Genomic DNA, 4,094 nt, shown 5'->3' with positions numbered 1-4,094 from the left:
CGGATCCAGCCCCCGGGCCGCCGCGGCGGCCAGCGCCGCCGCGGTCAGTCCGGTGGTGTGCAACCGTCCCCGGCAGAAGACGGCCAGGTCCTGGGCGTCACGGATCCTGCCCGCCCTGACGGCCGCCTCCGCGCCGCCCGAGTGGGCATGGCCGCCGGCCGGGAACCGTCCGTCGGCGAGCACCAGTAGTGCGGCGCGGCTCGTCGGGGCCGATGGCGCGCTCATCAGAAGAGGAAGTAGCGCTGGGCGAGCGGGAGTTCGGCGGCGGGCGCGGGCTCCACCGGCTCGCCGTCGATGGTCACCGTGAAGGTGTCCGCGTCGACCTCGACCCGTGGCAGTGCGTCGTTCTCCCGCATATCGGCCTTGGTGATCCGCCGGGTGTTCCCGATCGGTACGAACTCCTTGGCCAGAGCGAGCCGTTCGGGCAGCCCGTCCTCGATCGCCGCCTCCGCGACGAAGTTGAGCGAGCCCGCCGCCGCTGCCCGGCCGAGCGCGCCGAACATCGGGCGCGGCAGCACCGGCTGGGGAGTCGGGATGGAGGCGTTGGCATCGCCCATCTGCGCGTACGCGATCTGTCCGCCCTTGATGACGAGTTGGGGCTTCACACCGAAGAACGCCGGGTCCCAGAGCACCAGATCGGCGAGCTTGCCGGTCTCGACGGAGCCGATCTCCTGGTCGAGGCCCTGGGCGATCGCCGGGTTGATGGTGTATTTGGCGACATAGCGGCGTGCGCGGTGGTTATCGGCCCGGCCGTCGCCGGGCAGCGCGCCACGGCGCTTCTTCATCACATGCGCGGTCTGCCAGGTCCGCATGATCACCTCGCCCACGCGGCCCATGGCCTGGGCGTCGGAGGAGATGATCGAGATGGCGCCGAGGTCGTGCAGGATGTCCTCGGCGGCGATGGTGGAGGGCCGGATACGGGACTCGGCGAAGGCGAGGTCCTCGGGCACGGCCGGGTTGAGATGGTGACAGACCATCAGCATGTCGAGGTGTTCCTCGATGGTGTTGACGGTGTGCGGCCGGGTCGGATTGGTGGAGCTGGGCAGTACGTACGGCTCGCTGACGACGGTGATGATGTCCGGCGCGTGCCCGCCGCCCGCGCCCTCCGTGTGGTACGCGTGGATCGTGCGTCCCGCGATGGCCGCGAGGGTGTCCCCGACGAAGCCCGCCTCGTTCAAGGTGTCCGTGTGGATGGCGAGTTGGGCGCCGGACTCCTCGCAGACGCTCAGACAGGCATCGATGACGGCCGGTGTGGCGCCCCAGTCCTCATGGATCTTGAACCCGAGCGCGCCGCCGCGCAGTTGGGCGCGCATCGCCTCGCGCGACATGGTGTTGCCCTTGCCGAGCAGACCGATATTGACCGGGAAGGTCTCCAACGCCTCGAACATCCGGGCGAGATGCCAGGCCCCGGGCGTGACGGTGGTGGCCTTGGTGCCCTCGGCCGGTCCCGTACCGCCGCCGACCAGAGTGGTCACGCCGGTCGCCAGCGCCTGGTCGACAATGGTCGGCGAGATGAAGTGGACATGCGCGTCGATCGCTCCGGCGGTGACGATCTTCCCGTTGCCCGCGATGACCTCGGTCTCGGGACCGATGACCAGATCGGGATGGACACCGTCCATGGTGTCGGGATTGCCCGCCTTGCCGATCCCGGTGATCCGGCCGTCCCGTACTCCGATGTCGGCCTTGACGATGCCCCAGTGGTCGATGATCAGGGCGCCGGTGATCACGGTGTCGGGCGCGCCCTCGGCCCGTGTCGTACGGGACTGGCCCATCGACTCGCGGATCACCTTGCCGCCGCCGAACACCGCCTCGTCCCCGGCGCGTCCGGGCCCGCCGGAGCGGTCCTCCTCGATCTCGACGAACAGCTCGGTGTCGGCGAGCCTGATCCGGTCGCCGGTGGTGGGGCCGAAGAGATCCGCGTACACGGCGCGGGACAGCTCAGTCATCGAGAGGACCTCCGGTCTCTCCGCGCAGTCCCGGTACGACACGCAGACCGGCGAGAGGTACGAGTGCGATGTCGACGGGAATTCCGGGTTCAAAGCGCACGGCGGTGCCCGCGGCGATATGCAGCCGCTTGCCGCGCGCGGCGGCGCGGTCGAACTCCAGACCGGGATTGGCCTCGGCGAAGTGGTAGTGGGAGCCGACCTGGACAGGGCGGTCGGCGACATTGAGGACGGTGAGCCGGGTGACCTCGCGGCCCTCGTTGAGGGCCACGGGCTCGTCGGCGTACAGGATCTCTCCGGGAATCATCGGCGCTCCTGTCTCACACGATCGGATCATGGACGGTGACGAGCTTGGTGCCGTCCGGGAAGGTGGCCTCCACCTGGACGTCATGGATCATCTCGGGAATGCCTTCCATGACATCGGCCCGGCCGAGCACCTTCCGTCCCGATGCCATCAGTTCGGCGACGGTACGGCCGTCCCTGGCGCCTTCGAGGATGTGCGCGGTGATCAGGGCGACCGCCTCCGGGTGGTTGAGCCGCAGCCCACGCGCCCTGCGCCTGGTCGCGACATCCGCGGCCACATGGATGAGCAGGCGTTCCTGTTCGTGCGGGGTCAGTTGCACGCTTCCACCTCATCGTCTCCGGCCCGGTGACGGCCGGGCGCAGCGGAACCCCAGCCAACATCAACACTCTGTTGAATCGCAACGGTACGCACGGGGCCAGGGTCCGCACGTTAGGGCGGAAGTTTTTCCGGCGCGTTAACTGATCCCAGATCCGACGGCGGACGGCGCGCCCATGGACATCAGGGCCCGTACGCCGTTCTGGAGCGCCTCGATGGGCACCTCTCCGAAGAGCGCCTGCTGAGCGGCGAAGCCCTGACAGGTGGCGATCATGATCCTGGCGACATCGCCCGCGGGGATGTCCGCGCGCATCAGCCCGGCCTCCTGATAGGCCTCCACCACCTTGGTCCAGGCGTCGCGGACCTTCTCGTATCCGCCACGCAGCACCGCCGCCAGCTCCTCGTTGCGCAGCGTCTCGGTCCACACCTGGATGAGCAGCCGCGCCATGCCGGCCGGACCGCCCGACCTGACCGCGACGCCGGTGGCCAGCACCCGGCGCATCACCTGTTCGACCAGTATGTCGGGGCTCTCCGGCGGCTGCCGCAGCGCCGCCGCCTCGAAGGCGTCCCCGATCTCGTCGAGCACCTCGGTGACGATGGCCCCGATCAGCTCCTCCTTGCCGCTGAAGTAGCGGTAGACGGCGCCCGCGGAGAGATCGACCTCGCGCAGGACGTCCTGCATCGAGGTGGCGTGGAAGCCGTTACGGGCGAAGCAGTGCGCGGCGCCGTCGAGAATCTGCCGGCGTCGGGCGTCGAGGTGTTCCTGGGATACGCGGGCCATGCGGCCAATGTAAAACGAACATTCCTTCTTGACAAGCGTCACACCGCGTGGAGACAGTGGCCACAAGCAAAACGAACGATCCTTCTCTTTACTTCGAGCCCTTCGGCTCCTTCGACTCCTCATGAACTCTGAATCGAGGCGCAGTATGTCCGCTCCGGCCGGGTCCGGTACCGCGACAACACGGCGGATGATCGCGGTGATGGTCCTGATTCCCGTCGCCGTGACGCTGGCGCTCTGGGCCTTCGCCTGGCCCGCCGCCCGTATCGCCCCACGCGACCTGCTGGTCGGCATAGCCGGACCGGCCGCAGCCGTGGGCCAGTTGGAGCAGGGATTCGAGCGGCAGGAGGGGGCCTTCGACGTCCACCGTTACAACGACGAGGCCGCCGCCCGTACGGCCGTCGAGGACCGGGTCGTATACGGCGCGGTGGTGGTCACTCCGGAGGGGACGCGGCTGCTGACGGCGACGGCGGCGAGCCCGCTGGTCGCCCAGCTGCTCACCCAGGCGGTGACGGCCCAGGCGCCGGCCGGCGCTGAGGTACCGGTGACCAATGTCGTCCCGGCGCCCGCCGGGGATCCCCGGGGCAGTGTGCTGGGAGCGAGCGTCCTGCCGATGTCGCTGGCCGGTGTCGCGACCGGCGCGGTGGTGGCCTTGCTGGGGCTGCGTGGTGCGCGGGCCGCGGTCACGCTGGCCGGCGCGGCGGCGCTGGTCGGAATCGCCGCCACCGCGGTGGCGGACAGCTGGCTGGGAGCG

The 4,094-nt window shown here is 69.6% G+C and carries 4 protein-coding genes and 2 pseudogenes; 1 reads left to right on the top strand and 5 read right to left on the bottom strand.

Annotated elements, in window-relative coordinates:
• The 5 genes and pseudogenes from GA0115259_RS20205 to GA0115259_RS20185 form a co-directional block, all read right to left on the bottom strand.
• A pseudogene (locus tag GA0115259_RS20205) lies at window positions 1-225 on the bottom strand (urease accessory protein UreF); the annotation flags it as partial.
• Window positions 225-1,946 (bottom strand): urease subunit alpha, encoded by a 1,722-nt coding sequence (locus tag GA0115259_RS20200; protein WP_093599028.1) that lies wholly within the window; start codon window positions 1,944-1,946, stop codon window positions 225-227. The gene GA0115259_RS20200 and the pseudogene GA0115259_RS20205, both read right to left, overlap by 1 nt.
• Window positions 1,939-2,250 carry an urease subunit beta gene (locus GA0115259_RS20195; RefSeq protein WP_093599025.1) on the bottom strand — a complete coding sequence of 104 codons (312 nt, stop codon included), beginning with the start codon at window positions 2,248-2,250 and terminating at the stop codon, window positions 1,939-1,941. The genes GA0115259_RS20200 and GA0115259_RS20195 overlap by 8 nt, the downstream gene beginning before the upstream one ends.
• Before the next feature lie 13 nt (window positions 2,251-2,263).
• The gene (locus GA0115259_RS20190) at window positions 2,264-2,566 is read right to left on the bottom strand and encodes an urease subunit gamma (protein ID WP_093599022.1); all 303 of its coding nucleotides are present in this window, start codon (window positions 2,564-2,566) and stop codon (window positions 2,264-2,266) included.
• Between the two features lie 135 nt (window positions 2,567-2,701).
• Window positions 2,702-3,343, bottom strand: coding sequence for a TetR/AcrR family transcriptional regulator (locus tag GA0115259_RS20185; RefSeq protein WP_093599019.1), 642 nt, complete (start codon window positions 3,341-3,343; stop codon window positions 2,702-2,704).
• A 199-nt stretch (window positions 3,344-3,542) separates the two neighbouring features.
• Between GA0115259_RS20185 and GA0115259_RS20180 the strand changes: the two are divergent.
• A pseudogene (locus GA0115259_RS20180) lies at window positions 3,543-4,094 on the top strand (ABC transporter permease); the annotation flags it as partial.

Source organism: Streptomyces sp. MnatMP-M17, from assembly GCF_900091995.1.
In the GTDB taxonomy this organism is placed as follows: Bacteria; Actinomycetota; Actinomycetes; order Streptomycetales; family Streptomycetaceae; genus Streptomyces.
This window is presented reverse-complemented; position numbering and strand designations above follow the sequence as displayed.

Bases quoted from the DNA above. Each gene is read 5' to 3' on its own strand.
- GA0115259_RS20200 (WP_093599028.1), bottom strand. From the start codon at position 1,946: ATGACTGAGCTGTCCCGCGCCGTGTACGCGGATCTCTTCGGCCCCACC.
- GA0115259_RS20195 (WP_093599025.1), bottom strand. From the start codon at position 2,250: ATGATTCCCGGAGAGATCCTGTACGCCGACGAGCCCGTGGCCCTCAAC.
- GA0115259_RS20185 (WP_093599019.1), bottom strand. From the start codon at position 3,343: ATGGCCCGCGTATCCCAGGAACACCTCGACGCCCGACGCCGGCAGATT.